This is a genomic window from Modestobacter sp. URMC 112 (assembly GCF_053502575.1).
Genome location: NZ_CP199957.1, coordinates 4,740,047 through 4,756,938, shown reverse-complemented (window position 1 = coordinate 4,756,938; position 16,892 = coordinate 4,740,047). Strand labels below are relative to the sequence as shown.

Genomic DNA, 16,892 nt, shown 5'->3' with positions numbered 1-16,892 from the left:
CGGAGATCCTTTGGCACAAGATGACGGTGATACGCGTGTGACACCGCAGGTCACGGTCAGGTAACGGCTGGTCCCATCGCCGTGCCGTCCCGCGTGCGGACGGTCGCGGGATGGTCCTGTGCCTCCACGTCCGGCATCCCGGATCGGCGAGCCCGGCGTCCCGGGCAAGGTTCTTGGGAGTCCGGCGTGCGTCCCACGTCACCATCCCGTCGCTCGGCCGCTCTGCTGGCCGCGTCGACGATCGGCCTGTCCACCGCGGTCCTCGGCGTCTCCGGTGTCGCCTCCGCCGTCGAGCTGGCCCCCGTCCCCTTCTCCACCGCCGGGGAGACCCCGGTCACCAGCTACGAGGTCCTCGACGGGTACTGCACCATCGACTGGACCGTCGTCGGCGGGGCCGGCGGCGCCGCCGGTGACGAGCCGGCCACGCCGGGCTCCTTCGGTGGCCTGATCGAGATCACCACCGTGGTCACCGCCGGGGAGGTCTACACGCTCGCCCCGGGCGGCGCGGGCGGCAACGCCACGACCGAGGCCGCAGGCGTCGGCGGGACCAACTCGGAGGGCAGTGATGGCGACGCCGGCAGCAGCGGCGACGTCTTCGGTGGTGGCGGTGGCGCGTCGTCCGACGTCGTGATCGCCGGCACCGGCGAGCTCCTGCTGAGCGCCTTCGGTGGCGACGGTGGGCTGCCGGTCGAGACCGCCGGCCGCGGGGCAGGCGGTGGACTCAACTCCTACCCCGACGAGGCCGACGTCGACGACACCGCCACCGTCGGCGGTGACGGCGTCATCATCGGCGTGGCCCAGCCCTGCGCGCCGGAGGCGCCGATCGACGAGACCCCCGTCGACGAGACTCCTGTCGACGAGACCCCGGTCGACGCGCCGGAGGAGGTCTCCCCGCCGGAGATCTACCAGCTGTGGGCCACCTCGAGCACCGCGGAGCTGCAGTTCCACCCGTGGACCGCCGAGGACGCCCCGGAGGTGACCGGCTGGGAGTACACCCTGGACGGCGGCGCCAGCTGGAAGCCGCTGACCATCACCTGGGCCGAGGGCGGCGTCCGCGCCGCCGTCGTCGAGGGACTGGCCGTCCAGACCGACTACTCGCTCAAGATCCGCGCGATCAGCGCCGCGGAGGTCGACCCGGAGAGCGAGGCGGTGGACTTCCGCACGCTGGTCGACGCCCCGACCGCGGTGAAGGCCACCGTGGGCACGTCCTCCATCACGGTGGACTGGGCGCCCCCGGCCGCCGGTACCGGCGTCGAGGGCTACGTCGCCTGGGCGCTGCCCGGCGCCGACCCGCAGTCCTCGCAGGGTCTCGTCGAGTGCCCTGAGCTGGACGCCGCCGCGCGCTCCTGTTCGCTGGTCGTCCCGGCCGGCACGGTGTACAGCGTCTTCGTCGCCGCCTACGACAGCGAGATCGGCGACGCCGCCGGTGTCGTGAGCGCCTCGGTCCCGGCCCCGTCCGCGCCGGCCACCGTCCCCACGGTGACCAAGCCGTTCGTGACGGACAAGACCGCGGTCGGCACCCCCGCCGCCGGTGACAAGATCACCCTGAAGGGCGCCGGCTACGCGCCGGGTTCGACGGTGAGCCTGTTCATCTACTCCACGCCCACCCCGCTGGCGCAGGTCACCGCCGGCGACGACGGCACCTTCACCGCGACGGTCACCATCCCCGCCGGGTTCTCCGGGAACCACTCCCTCGTGGCCGCCGGCATCGACCCGTCCGGGGCGCCGCTCTACCTGCGCATGGACATCACCATCGCGGGTGCTGCTGCCGCCGCCGGGGCCGCGGCCGCCGGTGGCCTGGCCTACACCGGGTTCACCGCGCTGCCCTTCGTCGGTGGCGGGCTGCTGGCCCTGCTGGCCGGTGGCGGTCTGCTGGTCGCCGGTCGGCGACGTCGCGCCTGACCCGCTGATCGGCTGAGCGACCCAGCGCCGGCCCCGTCCCGCCTCCGCGGGACGGGGCCGGCGTGCTGTCCGGGATCTTCGGACCAGGCTGAGGGGCGCTGGACCTGCGGACGACGAGTTGCAACGCTGCGGCGTTCCGTTGTCTTACGTTGCCAACTCAGTCGAGTCGACTCGTCGACTGGCAGCGAAAGGCCGGTAAAGACTTGACCGTATTCACGCGGAAACACCACACATAACGCTTCGGTAACGGCTCGTACCGATCTCGTGCCGCAACCATCTGCCACCCCTGGCGCGATGGTGCAGTGGGCCCACGTCCGGCACTCCGGACCAGCGCGCCCGGCGTCCCGGGCACCGAGCTCCAGGGAGTCCGACGTGCACATCACCTCGCCATCCCGTCGCGCAGCCGGCCTGGTGGCCGCCGCGGCGGTCGGGCTGTCGACCGCAGTCCTCAGCGTCCCCGGCCTCGCCGCGGCGGCGCCCGTCCTGCCGTCCATGTCGTTCTCCACCGAGGACGGCGACGTGACCTCCGGCCCGGTGCCCGAGGGCATCTGCGGCATGACCTGGCGGGTCATCGGCGGCCAGGGCGGTGTGGACGGCGAGGGCGCCCCGGGCCAGCTCGGCGGCGAGCTCAAGCTGACCACTGTGGTCGAGGCCGGCGACGTGTTCGCCCTGTCCGCCGGTGGCGCCGGCACCACCGCCGCGGGGACGGCCTCGGTGGTCACCCTGGACGGCCAGACGTACCTCTCCGCCGGCGGGGGCGCCCTCATCGGCGGCGCGCCGGCCACGAACGTGGGGTTCGACCAGCGGGTCAGCCTGTACCCCTACTACGACTCCTCGCAGCTCGGCTACACCCTCGGCACCACGCCCTCCGACCATGCCGGCGACGGTCTGATCGAGGGCACGGGCGTGCTGTGCACCCCGCCGCCGGCCCCCTACGTGGACGGGTACGCGGAGGTGGACGACCACTCCGCCACGGTGCGCCTCGTCCCGATCCCCCTGGTCAATCCGGACGGCAGCCGCGCGCACGGCGGCTACGGCATCCCGTTCCAGCCGGCCGGCGGCTACGAGTACAGCCTCGACGGGACCAACTGGGTACCGCTGTCCACCGGCGCCGGCGCCGGTGACGACGCGGACGCGCTGTTCGGCACGATCGGTGACCTAGTCACCGGGACGCAGTACAACATCAAGATCCGCTCGACCAGCCTGGTCGGGCCCGGTCCGGTCAGCGACACCGTCTCCGCGAGGCCGCTGAAGACCTACCCGGCGCCGACCGACGTCGAGGTCGAGGTCGGCGTGAAGTCGCTGACCGTCAGCTGGAAGGCGCCCGCGGACACCACCGGGATCACCGGGTACTTCGTCGGGGCCTACCCGCTGTCCGAGACCGACCCCGACCAGCAGGACGCGAAGATGCTGGACTGCACCACCCCGGTCGACCAGCTCCGGTGCACCCTCCCGGCCGAGGCCGGCGAGGAGTACGCGGTCGTCGTGTTCGCCAACGCCGCCGACGAGGAGTACCAGGGCACCCCGTCCGAGGAGGTCCTCAGCGGCAAGGTCCCCGGCTTCGTCGCGCCGGCGACGGTGCCGGCCGCCTCTGCGCCGCTGGTGACCACCGACGCGGACAAGGCGGTGAAGGTGGGTGAGCAGGTCACGGTGAGCGGTTCGGGCTACCTGCCGGGGTCGGAGGTGGACATCGTCATGTACTCCACGCCGCAGGTGCTGACCACCGTGGTCGCCGACGCCGACGGTGCGTTCACGGCCACCGTCACCGTGCCCACCGGGTTGGCCGACGGGACCCACCACCTGGTGGCCGCCGGCGTCGACGAGGACGGCAACCCCCGCAACCTGGTCCTCGAGGTCACCGTCAGCGGCGGTGTCGCGGCGGTGAGCGGGCCGGCGGGCGCGGCCACCCTGGGCGCCACCTCCGGCACCGGCTCGGCCGGCGCGGCCACGTCGGCCGCGGGCGCCAAGGCCGCGGCCGCCGGCCTGGCCTACACCGGGTTCACCGCGCTGCCCTTCGTCGGTGCGGGGCTGCTGGCCCTGCTGGCCGGCGGTGGCCTCGTGGTCGCCGGTCGGCGCCGTCGCGCATGACCCGCTGATCGGCTGAGCGACCCAGCGCCGGCCCCGTCCCGCCTCCGCGGGACGGGGCCGGCGTGCATCCTGGACCGGTCCTGGCGCTGGGACGGCCGCCGGGAACGACGTGCCGGAGCAGAGCCGGTGGTCTGGGATCCTCTGCCATGCGGCGCGGCCGTCTGGTGCCGAATTCGGCCGGCCTTCGGGCAAGAAGTGCCCGAGGAGGCGGCGCAGGGCCACAAGTAACGGATCAGTAACGGCTCGTACCACCGTCGTGCCGTCGGCCCTGCGCGGCCGGCCGCGGTGGTGCGCTCGACCCGGGTCCGGTGTCCGGGCCGACGAGCCCGGCGTCCCGGGCGCTGTCCCGAGGAGCCCGGCGTGCGTCCTCCGTCCCCGTCCCGTCGGGCGGCCGGCCTGCTGACCGCTGCGGCCGTCGGTCTGTCGACCGCGGTCCTCGGCGTCCCCGGCGTCGCCGCGGCCGCCGACCCGCTGCAGCCCTTCACCTTCTCGACCGTCCTCGGCGCCGCCGACGTGCACACGCCCGAGGAGCTCACCAAGCCCTACGGCTACTGCCGCATCGACTGGGTCGTCGCCGGTGGTGCCGGCGGCAGGGACAGCGACGGGGTGGCGGGCGGTCCCGGTGGCCGGATCAGCGTCAGCGTCCCGGTGGACTTCCGCGGCGGCGACGTCTTCCGCCTCCATCCGGGTGCAGCCGGTGGGGACGCCACCCCCGCCGCCGACCCCACCGTGGACACCGGGAGCCCCGGCGCCGGGGGGACCAACGGCCGGGGAGACGACGGGCTGACAGGCGCGGAGCGCCTGACCGCCGGCGCCTCCTGGTACTACGGCGGCGGCGGGGGTGCGGCGTCCACCGTCACCCAGGCCACGAAGTACGGGGAGCTGCTGCACCTCCAGGCCTTCGGCGGGGACGGGGCAGGCGCACTGCCGGGCGACCCCGCCGGCACAGGGTCCGGCGCGGGAGAGAACCGCAACGAGACGCGGGCCCCCGGTGTCGAGGACCTCTCCACCTCCTCCGAGGGGGCCGTCGGCGGCACCGTCGTCCCCTGCGCCCCCGCCCCGGCCGCCCCGAGCGTCTCTGGAGCCCCGATGCAGTCCGCGACGGAGGTGGTGGTCGACTTCTGGCCGGCCCCCGTGGCCGCGGACTCCCCCCTGGCTCCCGTGACCGGCTGGGAGGTCAAGCTCAACGACGGGACCTGGAACCCCTGGCCGACCACCGGCTCCGGGCAGGGCCGGCACTCGTTCACGCTCACCGGACTGCACCACCAGCGCGACCACAGCGTGCAGGTCCGGGCGATGAGCGACTCCGGACCCGGTGCGGCCAGCAACGTGGTCACGTTCCACCGCGGGGTCGCGCCGCCGGCGGACGTCGCGGCGCGCGTGGGCACGTCGTCGGTCACCGTGACCTGGGAGCCGCCGGCCGGCGCCACCGGCATCCGGGGCTACCGCGTCACGGTGCTGCCCGGTGCCGAGCCGCGGGACGACGCCGGGCGCCTGGAGTGCCCGCCGCTGGGGGCCGACGCCCGGTCCTGCACGATCGGCGTCCCGGCCGGCCAGGTGTACTCGGTGTCCGTGGCCGCCGACGACGGCTCGCCCGGCTTCGGCGCCTCCGTGGTCACCGGCGTCGTTCCCGGGCCGGCCACGCCGGCGACGGTCCCCCCTGCCTCGGCCCCGCTGTCGGTCGACGGCGCGGACCGGACGGTGGCGGCCGGCGAGGAGGTCACCGTGCGCGGAACCGGCTACCTGCCCAACTCCTCGGTCGACGTCCTCCTGTACTCCACCCCGCAGGTGCTCACCACGGTCGTCGCCGACGGCACCGGTGCCTTCACCGCCACGGTGACCGTGCCGAGCGGGCTCGCCGACGGCACCCACCACCTGGTCGCCGCGGGCGTCGATGCGGACGGCGCCCCGCGGTACCTCGTCACCGAGGTCACCGTCGCCGGGGGCGTGGCTGCTGCTGGTCCGGCCGGCAGCACTGCCCTCGCGGCCGTCGGCGGCTCCCGGGCCGCGATGTCCCGACTGGCCGACACCGGCGCCACGGTGCTGCCGATCGCGGGTGGGGGACTGGTCACCCTGCTGGCCGGTGGTGGCCTGCTGCTGGCGGTCCGCCGTCGCCGGGAGGTGTGACAGGCTGTCGGGCGTGGCAGCTCCTGCGCGCACGACCATCCACCGGACGGCCGCAGCCCGGTCCTACCAGGGGCACAACGTGCACGCGGCCCCCGGAGTGCACGAGTACACCGTCGAGCTGGTCAAGGCCGCGCTCCCCGACGGTGGACGGGTCCTGGAGGTCGGCGCCGGCTGCGGTGCGCTCGCGCTGCGGCTGCGCGACGCCGGCTTCGACGTCGTCCCGACCGACCTGGACCCGCCGCACGACTGGATCCACCGCCTCGACCTGGACCACCCCGAGTGGACCGACGAGACCCGCGGGCCGTTCGACATGGTGGTGTGCGTCGAGACCCTCGAGCACGTGGAGAACCCCCGGGGAGTGCTGCGGTCGATCCGCTCACTGCTCCGGCCGGGCGACCAGCTGCTGGTCAGCACCCCGAACATCACCCATCCGCACTCGCGGCTGAAGATGTTCCTCTACGGCGCGCCGTACATCTTCGGCCCGTCGCACTACTACCAGCCCGGGCACATCTCGATCCTGCCGGACTGGATGCTGACCGAGCACGTCCGGCTGGCCGGGTTCGACCGCATCGTCGTCCGGCGGGGCGGGGACACCGAGTACTCCGGCCTGCGGCAGCTGGTGCACCGGATCGAGACCGGCCTGCTCCGGGTGATCGGGCTTCGGCCGAAGGCCGACCAGGGCGAGGGCATCTGCGTCTTCGTCACCGCCACCGCCGCCTGACGAGCGGGGTGCCGGTCAGTCGCCTGACGCCGGGTCCTCACCGGGCGCTGCGTCCTGCTGCTGTCGGAAGCGCAGCGACTCGACCAGCACGTAGCCGAACAGGACGCTCCAGGCGAAGCTGAGGAACGCCGGCCCCCACTGGGCGTCCACCAGCCGCAGGACCAGCTGCACCAGGTTGAACACGAGCGCGCCGGCGGCCAGCACCTGCACCCCCCGGTTGCCGAACCAGGGCGGGCGGAACGGAGCGGTTGCCACGGGCCGACGCTAGCCCGACAGCGGCCGGCAGCACGCGAGGGGCACGGGCCGATACGCTGACCGCTCCGCCCGCCCTGCCGCGCCGCCGCGCAGGTCGGGGTCGGAGGAGGGCTCGCCTAGTGGCCGATGGCGGCGGTCTTGAAAACCGCTATGGGGTCAAACCCATCGTGGGTTCGAATCCCACGCCCTCCGCGGCAGGCCGCAGGTCGCGCCGACTCCGCCCCGGGCCGGCGCTCCCTGTGCCGTGCAGGCTCGCCGACCGGGTCAGCCGGGTCGACGGCCCGACCCCAGGGAGACGCACCGATGAGCACCGACCCGGACACCTTCTCGGCCCTGTGGCAGCGCGCCGTGGCCGGGCACGGCGGCTCCACGTTCCTGGTCTTCCGTTCCGACGACGGGGTCGTCACCCGGTGGACCTACGCCGAGTTCGACCAGGTGGTGGCCCGCGTGGCCGGCACACTGCGGGACGCCGGCGTGCAGCCGGGTTCCGCCGTCCACCTGGTGCTGCGCAGCTGCCCCGCCTTCGTCGCGCTCTGGCTGGCCGTGACCCGGCTGGGGGCCTGGATGGTCCCGGTCGACCCGGCCTCGGCCGCCCGCGACATCGCCGCCCAGGTGCGACGGGTTCGGCCGCTGGTCAGCGTCGTCGCCGGCTCCCGCGCGCCGGTGTTCCGCGAGGGTGCGGACGGTCAGGTCGACGTCGTCGTCGAGCTCGCCGAGGACGCGAGCGACCTCGAGCCGGGTTCGCGGCTGCTGGCGGGGTCGCCCGTCGACGAGGCGCGTCCCGTCGACGCGCTCCAGCGACTGGCGGTGATGTTCACCTCCGGCACGACCTCGGAACCCAAGGGCGTCGAGCTCACCCAGGGCTGCTACGCCACCGTGGCGACCACGATGGCGGGCCTGGTGGGTCTCGAGCCGCGCCACCGCTGGTTCGTGACGCTGCCGATGTTCCATGCCAATGCGCAGTACTACTGCTTCGCGCCGGCCATCGCGGTCGGCGCGAGCGTCGCGCTGACCGGCTCCTTCTCGGCGTCCCGGTGGGTCGCCCAGGCCCGCGAGCTCGACGTCACGCACGCCAGCCTCTTCGCGGCGCCCATCCGGATGATTCTGGCGCGCTGCCCCTCCGACGAGCCGCCCGCCGCCCTCGAGCACGTCTGGTACGCCCAGAACCTCGGAGCCGACCACCACGAGGCGTTCGGCCGCCTCGCCGGCACACCGCCCCGGCAGCTCTACGGCATGACCGAGACGGTCGCGGTGGTCACGGCGGACCGCAACGAGCCGCCCGTCCACGACGTCATCGGGCCGCCGCTGGACGGCCGGCAGGTGCGCGTGGTCGACCCGGTCACGGGGGACGACGCGAGGCCGGGGGACCCCGGTGAGCTGTTCCTCCGCGGGGTGCCCGGCCGGGACCTCTTCGCGGGGTACCTGGGCGCGCCCGAGGTGACCGCGCGGGCCCTCCTGCCCGACGGCGACGGCGCGTGGTTCCGCACCGGTGACCTCGTCCGGCGCGGAGCCGACGGGGCGTTCCGGTTCGTGGGCCGGGTGGACGACGTCATCAAGGTGGCCGGCGAGAACGTCAGCCTGACCGAGATCGAGGCGGCCGCCGCCCAGGCCCCGGGCGTGCTCGACGTGGCCGTCGTGGGCCAGCGCGACCCGGTCCGTGACCAGGTGCCGGTCGCCTACGTCGTGGCGAAGGACAGGGACCACCCGCCGACCCCGGACGAGCTGGACGCGTGGGCCGTGCAGAACCTGTCGCCGGCCGCCCGCCCCCGGGCCTGGCACCTCATCGACGAGCTGCCCCGCACCAGCGTCGGGAAGGTCCGTCGGTTCCGCGTGGGCAGCTGAGCCCGTCCGTCCGGTGGGCAGGTCGTCGTCCTCGACGACTCCCGTCCGTGGCGACAGTAGGGTGGGCGCCGGTCGACCGACTCCCGAGCTGAGCAGCGCGTCCGGCTCATGGTGCCGGTCGGGACGCGACCACCGGCTCGAGACCTGCCGGGTCCACAGCTCCTCGTGGTCCGGACCCACGCCATGCGCGCCCCGGTAGGTGCCGGGACCGCTGAGAGGGGCTCGGAGAGGGCATGGAACTGGGCGTCCTGCTCGCCGGTGCCGTCGTCGTGTTCCTGGCCAGCGTGCTGGCCGGCGGCACGGGGTTCGGCTACTCGCTGGTGTGCGCGCCGCTGCTGCTGCTGGCCGGGTTCCCGCTGGCCGACGTCGTCGTCGTCAACCTGACCGTCGGCGTCGTGACCCGGATCGGCGCCGTGCTCCGGCTGCGGCACTCGGTCGACCGGCGGCGCTCCACCGCCCTGGTGGCCGGGTGCGTCCCCGGGTTGCTGCTCGGCTACGTCGTCCTGGACGCGGTGGACGACGACGTGCTCAAGGTGACCGCCGGGACGGTGGCGGTCGTGGCCGCCGCCTTCCTGCTGCTCCGCCGCCCCGCCCCGGAGCAGGCGGGCCCGCCGTCGTCGTCCCCGCTGGCCCCGGGCGTCGCCGGGGTGCTGGGCGGGTTCCTCGGCATCACCACGTCGATGAACGGCCCGCCACCGGTGATCCTGCTGTCGCACCGCAACGTGCCGCCGCGGGAGTTCATCGCCGACATGGCCGTCTACCTGCTCGTCTGCAACGCCCTGGCCCTCGCGCTGATCGGGTTGGCCGGCGGGCTGTCGTTGGAGCGGGTGGGCCTGCTGCTGGCGTGCTGGCTGCCCGGCGCGGTGCTCGGCAACCACCTGGGCGTCACCTACGGCTCCCGGCTGCCGCTGCGCCCGTTCCGGCTGCTGACCCTCGGCCTGGTCATGGTGACCGGCCTGGCCACGGTGGGGACGTCGCTCGCGGGCCTCTGACGACCGCACCCGTCCACGTCCTGGCGAGACCGACACGGCCGTGGTCACCGACGCAGGACCAGGTGGCCCTCGCCGCCGGCTAGCGGCCCCGTCCCGAGGCTCGCCCCGAGCCTGCGAGGGGTGAGGAGGACGGGGTCCCCTCCCAGCGCAGCCGGCGGGCCGCGCCGGCCAGGGTGCGGGCGGTCAGCCGCCCGTCGGCCAGTCCCAGCGCCACCACGTCGTCGAAGACCCGCTGGTCGGCCGCGGCCGCCCGGACGGCGGCGTCCATCACCCCCGGCCACCGGCTGAGCTGGGACGCCGTCCCCGACGCCCGCAGGTGCCGGCCCAGCCGCTGCCGCAGCAGCCCGCGGTGCACCTGCCCGGCCGTGGCCCCGGACAGCGCCGCGGTGCCGGCGAGCGCCCCGGACAGCACGGCGTAGAAGATCCCCTCCCCGGTCAGCGGGTTGACCAGCGACCGGGCGTCCCCGGCGAGCAGCACCCGGCCGCCGGGCAGCCGCGGGCGGCCGGTCGACAGCGGCAGCCGGTGCGCCCGCAGCCCGGCCGGCGCCGCGCCGGGCAGCAGCCGCTGCAGGCCGTCGAGCAGTCCGGCCCGGGTGACCCCGCCGGAGACCAGCTCGCCGTAGCCGACGTTGGCCCGGCCGTCGCCGAGGGGGAAGGACCACGCGTAGGCCGGCCAGCGCAGCGACGTGGTCACGATGACCTGCACGCCGACCTGTCCGGGCAGCTCGGGGGCGTAGCCGCGGATCGCCACCGCGAGCCGGTCCGGGGCGTTGGCCGGCACGCCCAGGGACCGGCGGACGACCGACTCCGCGCCGTCCGCGCCGACCAGCACGCCGGCGGTGAACCGGCCGTCGACGTCGACGTGGGTGGGGTGGGCGGTGACCCGGCGGACGGTGTGCCGGGCGAAGCCGACGCCCCGGGCCAGCACCTGGTCCAGCAGCCGGGCGTCGAACACCGACCGCGGCACGGTGTACGCCGGGCGGTGCACGGCCCGCTCGACGGTCGCGCCGCGGGGGGAGGTGAGCCGCAGCCGCGGGACGGCGGCGTACCCGTCGACCAGCGCCCCGACGTCCAGGTCCAGGCCGGCCAGGACGTCGAGCGCCTCCGGGGCGACGCCGTCCCCGCAGACCTTGTCCCGGGGGAAGTCCGCCCGGTCCAGCACCAGCACGCTGCTGGCCGGGGAGGCGCGGCGCACGGCCGCGGCGCACGCGGCGCCGGCCGGCCCGCCACCGACCACCAGGACGTCGGCGTGCGGCACGGTCAGCGGACGGGCTGGGTCCACTTGCGGGCCGGGTGCTCGTAGTCGGCGACGAAGGCCAGCGCCTCCTCAGCGGTGGCCACCACTCCGAGGGCGTCGAACCGGCGGGCGTCGAGGTAGCCGTCGTCCACCATCCGGCGCAGCTGGGCCAGCAGCGGCTGCCAGAACCCGTCGACGTCCAGCAGCAGGGTGGGCTTGGCGTGCAGCCCGAGCATCCCCCAGGTCCAGGCCTCGAAGAGCTCCTCCAGGGTGCCGGCGGCACCGGGCAGCGCGATGAAGGCGTCGGAGAGCTCGGCCATCCGGGCCTTGCGCTCGTGCATGTCGGCGACGACCTCGAGCCGGGGGAGTCCGGGGTGCGCCAGCTCGTCGTCCACCAGGTGCTGCGGGATGACGCCGACCACCTCCCCGCCGGCGGCCAGCGCCGCGTCGGCGACCACGCCCATCAACCCGACGTGCCCGCCGCCGTAGACGACGCCGACCCCGGCCCGGGCCAGGTCCGCCGCGAACGCGGCCGCGGCCTGCTGGTGGGCCGGCGGGCCGGCCTGGGACCCGGTGAAGACGGCGATGCGCACGCCGTGACCCTATGGCCCCCCTGCAGGGTCCCGCCGCGAGCCCGCGAGCGGTGAGGGGTAGGGGGGTCCTTACCGGTACGTGCGGAAGACCGGCTCGGCGATGCAGACCGGCTTGGACGCGCCCTCGGCCTCGATGACGGCGGCCACCGTCAGCTGCAGCCCGCCGGCCACCTCCTCGACGTCCTTGAGGGTCGCGGTGAGCCGGATCTTCGAGCCCACCGGCACCGGGGCGGGGAAGCGCACCTTGTTGAGCCCGTAGTTGACGCCCATCTTGGCGTCGCTGATCTTCAGCACCTGCGAGTACATCGGGATCAGCAGCGACAGCGTGAGGTAGCCGTGCGCGATCGGGCCGCCGAACGGGCTCTCCGCCTTCGCCCGCTCCACGTCGATGTGGATCCACTGGTGGTCCTCGGTGGCGTCGGCGAAGGTGTTGACCCGGTCCTGGGTCACCTCGAACCAGTCGCTCTGGCCCAGCTCCTGGCCCTTGAGCGCGGGCAGGTCGGCGATCGTCGTGGTGGTGGTCATGCGTCCTCCTCGGTGAGCACGTACGTCGTGGCGTCCGATCCTGCCGGTCGGGGTGCGCGACCGGCGGACCCGCCTCCCTCAGCGCAGCCGCAGCGCCCGGATGGCGTTCTCCTTCATGATCAGCGGCCGCACCTCCGGCTTGATGTCCAACTGCTCGAAGTCGGCGATCCACCGCTCCGGGCGCAGCAGCGGGTAGTCCGAGCCGAACAGCACCTTCTGCTTCAGCAGGCCGTTGGCCGCCCGCACCAGCTGCGGCGGGAAGTACTTCGGCGACCACCCGGACAGGTCGATGTAGACGTTGGCCTTGTGGGTGGCGACCGAGATCGCGGCGTCCTGCCAGGGCACCGACGGGTGCGCCATGATGATCGTCAGGCCGGGGAAGTCGGCGGCGACGTCGTCGAGCAGCATCGGGTCGGAGTAGCGCAGCTTGATCCCGCGCCCGCCGGGCAGGCCGGCGCCGATGCCGGTCTGGCCGGTGTGGAACAGCGCCGGGACACCCAGGCTCTCCAGTTCCTCGTACAGCGGGTAGACCGCCCGGTCGTTGGGCTCGAACGCCTGCAGCGAGGGGTGGAACTTGAACCCGCGGACGCCGTGGGACTCCACCAGCCGGCGGGCCAGCCGGATCCCGGCCACGCCGCGGGCGGGGTCGACCGAGCCGAACGGGATGAGCACGTCGGGGTGCTCGGCGGCCAGGTCGGCGATCTCCTCGTTCGACAGCGCCGGCTGGCCGGTGGCCATCTCGGTGTCGACGGAGAAGACGACGGCGGCCATGCCCTTCGACCGGTAGTCCGCGGCGATGTCGGGGACCGTCGGGTCGTAGGGGTCGCCCTTGAAGTACCTCGCCGCGGCGGCGTTGAGCTCGTCGTCGAGGGCCAGCCGGCCGTGCGTGTCCGCGTGCACGTGGGTGTGCACGTCGATGGCGACCAGCGCGTCGAGGTCCAGTCGGAGGGTCACCGGGGCCTCCCGGCGGTCGGGACGGCGGCGGGGACGGTCGGCTCCACGGGTGCTCCTCCTCGAGACGGGACAGGGTGCGCTGGCCCCAGTCTCCCTGCCGGGTGCGGGACACTGTTCCCCGTGGAGCCGCAGCAGGTCCCCGCCGGGCACCCGACAGCCGAGCCGTCGTCGTGAGGCCCGGCCTGCTCGAGGACCTGGCGGCCGAGGGCCGGGCGCTGGACGACCTGGTCGGCCCCCTGGACCCGGCCGGCTGGGCCCGGCCCACCCCCGCCGCCGGCTGGACCGTCGCCGACCAGGTCGCCCACCTGGCCTGGACCGACGAGGCGGCGCTGCTGGCCACCACGGACCCGGCGCGGTTCACCGACCGCCGGGCCGAGCTGCTCGCCGCGGTCGACGAGCCGGGCGGCGCGGTGGACGCGCCACCGGCCCTGCTGGCCCGCTGGCGGTCGGGTCGGGTGCGGCTGGCAGAGGCGCTGGCCGCGGTGCCCGACGGCACCCGGCTGCCCTGGTTCGGGCCGCCGATGAGCGCGGCCTCGATGGCCACCGCCCGGCTGATGGAGACCTGGGCGCACGGCGTCGACGTCGGTGACACGCTCGGCCGCCCGCCACGGGAGTCGCCGGGGCTGGGCCACGTCGCCCACCTGGGCGTGCGCACCCGCGGGTTCGCCTTCGCGGCGCACGGGCTCCCCGCGCCCGGGGCGCCGATCCGGGTCGAGCTCGTCCGCTCCGACGGGTCCCGCTGGACCGACGGGCCGGAGGACGCCGTGCAGCGGGTCAGCGGCCCGCTGCTGGACTTCTGCCTCCGGGTGGTGCAGCGGCGGCCGCGGGCGGACCTGGCCCTCGTCGCGGTCGGCCCGGACGCCGACCGCTGGCTCGACGTCGCCCAGGCCTTCGCCGGTCCGCCGGGGTCCGGCAGCGGGGTGCGGTCCCGGGAGCCGTGACGCCCCGGCTGGTTGCACGTGGAACGTCCCCCGGCGGAGCCGGCGTCAGAGGACGGAGCGGACGAACCCGATCTGCATCGTGGTGATGCACTGCGGGAAGGTCTCGAACACCGCGGCCCGCTCGGGGGAGGCGTGGTAGGTCTCCTCGACCGCGCGGAACTCCGCCTCGTCCCCGTCGTGCTCGACCGCCCAGGTGAAGGTGTCGTGCTCGTCGTCGGCGTAGGCGAACAGCAGCCGGAAGCCGTACTGCTCCCGCACAGGGGCCAGGGCCGGGAACCAGGCCAGGAAGTCGGCCATCCGGCCGGGCTCGACGTCGTAGCGGCGCAGCTGCACGGTGCTCACGGCGCCCATCCTGCGTGATGGGGCCCTCCGGCGCGGACCCGCGTCCAGGAGGGCCCCGTCACGGAGGGGTCAGGACGACGGCGGGGCGTAGAACTGCAGGTCGTTGCCCTCGCTGTCCTTGAACGGCGCGATCCGCCCCCACGGGTGGTCGCTGATGCCGCCGGTGAACTCCACGCCCATGCTCTCCAGCTCGGCGACCTCGCTCTCGATGTCCCCGTCGGGCTGGAAGGTGATCACCGCGCCGCCGTGCGAGTGGCCGGTGCCCTCCCGCGCGTTCAGCCCGATCATCAGGCCGTTGGCGTCGAACTCGCTCCAGTCCGCCGTCGTCTTCTGCTCGGTCAGGCCCAGGGTGTCCCGGTAGAACGCCCGGGCCCGGTCCATGTCGTCGACCGGGACCCACACACTCGCCACTCCGCTGGCCATGCCGTCTCCTCGCGTTCGTCGTCGGTAGCTCGTCGGCCGATGCGTCGCGCACGACCGGTGGTCCAGCCGTGCCCAGGCACACGCCCGGGCAACCGTGCCGGGAGCAGGGCAGACTCGTCGGGGACGCACCTGCCCGCGACGAGAGGACGGCGAATGGCCGACCGCACCTGGGGCTTCCGCACCCGCGCACTGCACGCCGGCGGCGCGCCCGACCCCACCACCGGCGCCCGCGCCGTGCCGATCTACCAGACGACGTCGTTCGTGTTCGACTCCGCCGACGACGCCGCCAATCTGTTCGCGCTGCAGAAGTACGGGAACATCTACAGCCGGATCGCCAACCCGACCGTCGCGGCGTTCGAGGAGCGGATGGCCTCGCTGGAGGGCGGGCTCGGTGCCGTCGCCACGTCGTCCGGGCAGGCGGCTGAGTTCCTCACCTTCGCCGCGCTGGCCGGCGCCGGCGACCACATCGTCGCGTCGGCGTCCCTGTACGGCGGCACCATCACCCAGCTCGACGTCACGCTGCGCCGCTTCGGGGTGCGGACGACGTTCGTCCGCGGGGGCGACCCGGCCGACTACGCCGCCGCCCTCACCGACCGCACCAAGCTGGTGTTCGCCGAGGTGGTCGCCAACCCCGGCAGCGAGGTGGCCGACCTGGCCGGGCTGGCCGAGGTCGCGCACGCCGCCGGCGTCCCGCTGGTGGTCGACGCCACCACCGCGACGCCGTACCTGTGCCGGCCGATCGAGCACGGGGCGGACCTGGTGCTGCACTCGGCCACCAAGTTCATCGGCGGGCACGGCACCACCCTGGGCGGCGTGGTCGTCGACGCCGGCACGTTCGACTGGGGCAACGGGCGCTTCCCGACCATGACCGACCCCAGCGACTCCTACGGCGGCATCCGCTGGTGGGACAACTTCGGCGAGTACGGGTTCCTCACCAAGCTCCGCTCCGAGCAGCTGCGCGACGTCGGCGCCGCGCTGGCCCCGCACAGCGCGTTCCTGCTGCTGCAGGGCGTGGAGACGCTGCCGCAGCGGATGCGCGAGCACGTCGCCAACGCCCGCCGGGTAGCCGAGTGGCTGGACGCCGACGACCGGGTGGCCTGGGTCCGCTACTCCGGGCTGCCCGGGCACCCCGACTCCGCCCGCGCGCAGCGCTACCTGCCCGAGGGGCCCGGCGCCGTCTTCAGCTTCGGGGTGGTGGGCGGCCGGGACGCCGGGCGGCGGTTCATCGAGTCCGTGGAGCTGTGCAGCCACCTGGCCAACATCGGCGACGCCCGCACGCTGGTCATCCACCCCGGCTCGACCACGCACGGGCAGCTGTCGGTCGAGCAGCTGGAGACCGGCGGGGTGTCCGCGGACCTGATCCGCATCTCGGTCGGTCTGGAGGACGTCGAGGACGTGCTGTGGGACCTCGACCAGGCGCTGACCCGGGCCACCAAGGAGCAGCCGTGAGGACGTGGGAGGGCCCGGGCGCCCGGGAACGGCAGGAGATCCTGCGGCGCACGAGGACCGTGGCGATGGTCGGCGCCTCGGACAACCCCGCCCGGGCCAGCTTCTTCGTCGCCACCTACCTGCTGTCGACGTCCCCGTACGAGGTCTGGTTCGTCAACCCGCGGGTTCCCGAGATCCTCGGCCGGCCGGTGTACCCCTCGCTCGCCGACCTGCCGGGCACCCCGGACGTCGTCGACGTGTTCCGGCGGCCCGCCGACCTCCCCGGGGTGCTGGACGAGACCCTGGCCGTCGGCGCCGGCACCCTCTGGCTGCAGCTCGGGCTGTGGGACGAGGACGTCGCCGCCCGGGCGGAGGCCGCGGGAACCACCGTCGTGATGGACCGCTGCCTGAAGATCGAGCACGCCCGGTTCGCCGGCGGCCTGCACTGGGCCGGCTTCGACACCGGCGTGATCAGCTCCCGCCGCGGCCGCGGCCTGCCCACGTCGTCCTGAGTGCGCAGGA

Annotated in this window: 16 protein-coding genes and 1 tRNA gene; 10 read left to right on the top strand and 7 right to left on the bottom strand. The window is 74.6% G+C overall.

The features are described from left to right. Positions 1 to 186: 186 nt before the first annotated feature. The 4 genes from ACWIX6_RS22585 to ACWIX6_RS22570 all read left to right on the top strand — a co-directional run bounded on the left by ACWIX6_RS22585 (position 187) and on the right by ACWIX6_RS22570 (position 6,838). On the top strand, positions 187 to 1,902 hold the full coding sequence (locus tag ACWIX6_RS22585; RefSeq protein ID WP_448614683.1) for a hypothetical protein: 1,716 nt from the start codon (positions 187 to 189) through the stop codon (positions 1,900 to 1,902). A 372-nt stretch (positions 1,903 to 2,274) separates the two neighbouring features. Then, positions 2,275 to 3,990 carry a fibronectin type III domain-containing protein gene (locus tag ACWIX6_RS22580; protein ID WP_448614682.1) on the top strand — a complete coding sequence of 572 codons (1,716 nt, stop codon included), beginning with the start codon at positions 2,275 to 2,277 and terminating at the stop codon, positions 3,988 to 3,990. 360 nt (positions 3,991 to 4,350) lie between these two features. Further along, entirely contained in the window at positions 4,351 to 6,117 is a 1,767-nt protein-coding gene (locus ACWIX6_RS22575) for a fibronectin type III domain-containing protein (protein ID WP_448614681.1), read from the top strand. A 13-nt stretch (positions 6,118 to 6,130) separates the two neighbouring features. Next, positions 6,131 to 6,838 (top strand): class I SAM-dependent methyltransferase, encoded by a 708-nt coding sequence (locus ACWIX6_RS22570; RefSeq protein ID WP_448614680.1) that lies wholly within the window; start codon positions 6,131 to 6,133, stop codon positions 6,836 to 6,838. Between the two features lie 15 nt (positions 6,839 to 6,853). Here ACWIX6_RS22570 and ACWIX6_RS22565 read toward each other — a convergent pair whose 3' ends face one another. After that, the gene (locus ACWIX6_RS22565; protein WP_448614679.1) at positions 6,854 to 7,093 is read right to left on the bottom strand and encodes a hypothetical protein; all 240 of its coding nucleotides are present in this window, start codon (positions 7,091 to 7,093) and stop codon (positions 6,854 to 6,856) included. A gap of 105 nt (positions 7,094 to 7,198) precedes the next feature. On the opposite strand from ACWIX6_RS22565, the gene ACWIX6_RS22560 reads away from it, so the two are divergent. From ACWIX6_RS22560 to ACWIX6_RS22550, 3 genes are all read left to right on the top strand, one after another. Continuing rightward, positions 7,199 to 7,285: transfer RNA gene (locus ACWIX6_RS22560), tRNA-Ser, on the top strand. A gap of 111 nt (positions 7,286 to 7,396) precedes the next feature. Further along, positions 7,397 to 8,935 carry a class I adenylate-forming enzyme family protein gene (locus ACWIX6_RS22555; protein WP_448614678.1) on the top strand — a complete coding sequence of 513 codons (1,539 nt, stop codon included), beginning with the start codon at positions 7,397 to 7,399 and terminating at the stop codon, positions 8,933 to 8,935. 233 nt (positions 8,936 to 9,168) lie between these two features. Continuing rightward, on the top strand, positions 9,169 to 9,927 hold the full coding sequence (locus tag ACWIX6_RS22550) for a TSUP family transporter (protein ID WP_448614677.1): 759 nt from the start codon (positions 9,169 to 9,171) through the stop codon (positions 9,925 to 9,927). A gap of 79 nt (positions 9,928 to 10,006) precedes the next feature. Here ACWIX6_RS22550 and ACWIX6_RS22545 read toward each other — a convergent pair whose 3' ends face one another. The 4 genes from ACWIX6_RS22545 to ACWIX6_RS22530 form a co-directional block, all read right to left on the bottom strand. Beyond that, the gene (locus tag ACWIX6_RS22545) at positions 10,007 to 11,209 is read right to left on the bottom strand and encodes an NAD(P)/FAD-dependent oxidoreductase (RefSeq protein ID WP_448614676.1); all 1,203 of its coding nucleotides are present in this window, start codon (positions 11,207 to 11,209) and stop codon (positions 10,007 to 10,009) included. Continuing rightward, positions 11,188 to 11,757 carry an LOG family protein gene (locus ACWIX6_RS22540; protein ID WP_448614675.1) on the bottom strand — a complete coding sequence of 190 codons (570 nt, stop codon included), beginning with the start codon at positions 11,755 to 11,757 and terminating at the stop codon, positions 11,188 to 11,190. Before ACWIX6_RS22540 ends, ACWIX6_RS22545 begins: the two co-directional genes overlap by 22 nt. Positions 11,758 to 11,826: 69 nt before the next feature. Next, complete coding sequence (locus ACWIX6_RS22535; protein WP_448614674.1) at positions 11,827 to 12,282, bottom strand: MaoC family dehydratase; 456 nt, start codon at positions 12,280 to 12,282, stop codon at positions 11,827 to 11,829. 78 nt (positions 12,283 to 12,360) lie between these two features. After that, positions 12,361 to 13,224 carry an amidohydrolase family protein gene (locus ACWIX6_RS22530; RefSeq protein ID WP_448617021.1) on the bottom strand — a complete coding sequence of 288 codons (864 nt, stop codon included), beginning with the start codon at positions 13,222 to 13,224 and terminating at the stop codon, positions 12,361 to 12,363. A 182-nt stretch (positions 13,225 to 13,406) separates the two neighbouring features. On the opposite strand from ACWIX6_RS22530, the gene ACWIX6_RS22525 reads away from it, so the two are divergent. Next, positions 13,407 to 14,177, top strand: a complete 771-nt coding sequence (locus tag ACWIX6_RS22525; protein ID WP_448614673.1) for a TIGR03084 family metal-binding protein — start codon at positions 13,407 to 13,409, stop codon at positions 14,175 to 14,177. 45 nt (positions 14,178 to 14,222) lie between these two features. On the opposite strand, the gene ACWIX6_RS22520 is transcribed toward ACWIX6_RS22525, so the two are convergent. Further along, positions 14,223 to 14,519 carry a hypothetical protein gene (locus ACWIX6_RS22520; protein ID WP_448614672.1) on the bottom strand — a complete coding sequence of 99 codons (297 nt, stop codon included), beginning with the start codon at positions 14,517 to 14,519 and terminating at the stop codon, positions 14,223 to 14,225. Positions 14,520 to 14,588: 69 nt separating this feature from the next. After that, on the bottom strand, positions 14,589 to 14,942 hold the full coding sequence (locus ACWIX6_RS22515; protein ID WP_448614671.1) for a VOC family protein: 354 nt from the start codon (positions 14,940 to 14,942) through the stop codon (positions 14,589 to 14,591). Positions 14,943 to 15,095: 153 nt separating this feature from the next. On the opposite strand from ACWIX6_RS22515, the gene ACWIX6_RS22510 reads away from it, so the two are divergent. Next, complete coding sequence (locus tag ACWIX6_RS22510) at positions 15,096 to 16,391, top strand: O-acetylhomoserine aminocarboxypropyltransferase/cysteine synthase family protein (RefSeq protein WP_448614670.1); 1,296 nt, start codon at positions 15,096 to 15,098, stop codon at positions 16,389 to 16,391. Continuing rightward, positions 16,388 to 16,882 carry a CoA-binding protein gene (locus ACWIX6_RS22505; protein ID WP_448614669.1) on the top strand — a complete coding sequence of 165 codons (495 nt, stop codon included), beginning with the start codon at positions 16,388 to 16,390 and terminating at the stop codon, positions 16,880 to 16,882. Before ACWIX6_RS22510 ends, ACWIX6_RS22505 begins: the two co-directional genes overlap by 4 nt. Positions 16,883 to 16,892 lie beyond the last annotated feature (10 nt).

Coding starts and splice junctions, on each gene's coding strand:
- ACWIX6_RS22515 (WP_448614671.1), bottom strand. CDS start 14,942: ATGGCCAGCGGAGTGGCGAGTGTGTGGGTCCCGGTCGACGACATGGAC.
- ACWIX6_RS22510 (WP_448614670.1), top strand. CDS start 15,096: ATGGCCGACCGCACCTGGGGCTTCCGCACCCGCGCACTGCACGCCGGC.
- ACWIX6_RS22535 (WP_448614674.1), bottom strand. CDS start 12,282: ATGACCACCACCACGACGATCGCCGACCTGCCCGCGCTCAAGGGCCAG.
- ACWIX6_RS22550 (WP_448614677.1), top strand. CDS start 9,169: ATGGAACTGGGCGTCCTGCTCGCCGGTGCCGTCGTCGTGTTCCTGGCC.
- ACWIX6_RS22555 (WP_448614678.1), top strand. CDS start 7,397: ATGAGCACCGACCCGGACACCTTCTCGGCCCTGTGGCAGCGCGCCGTG.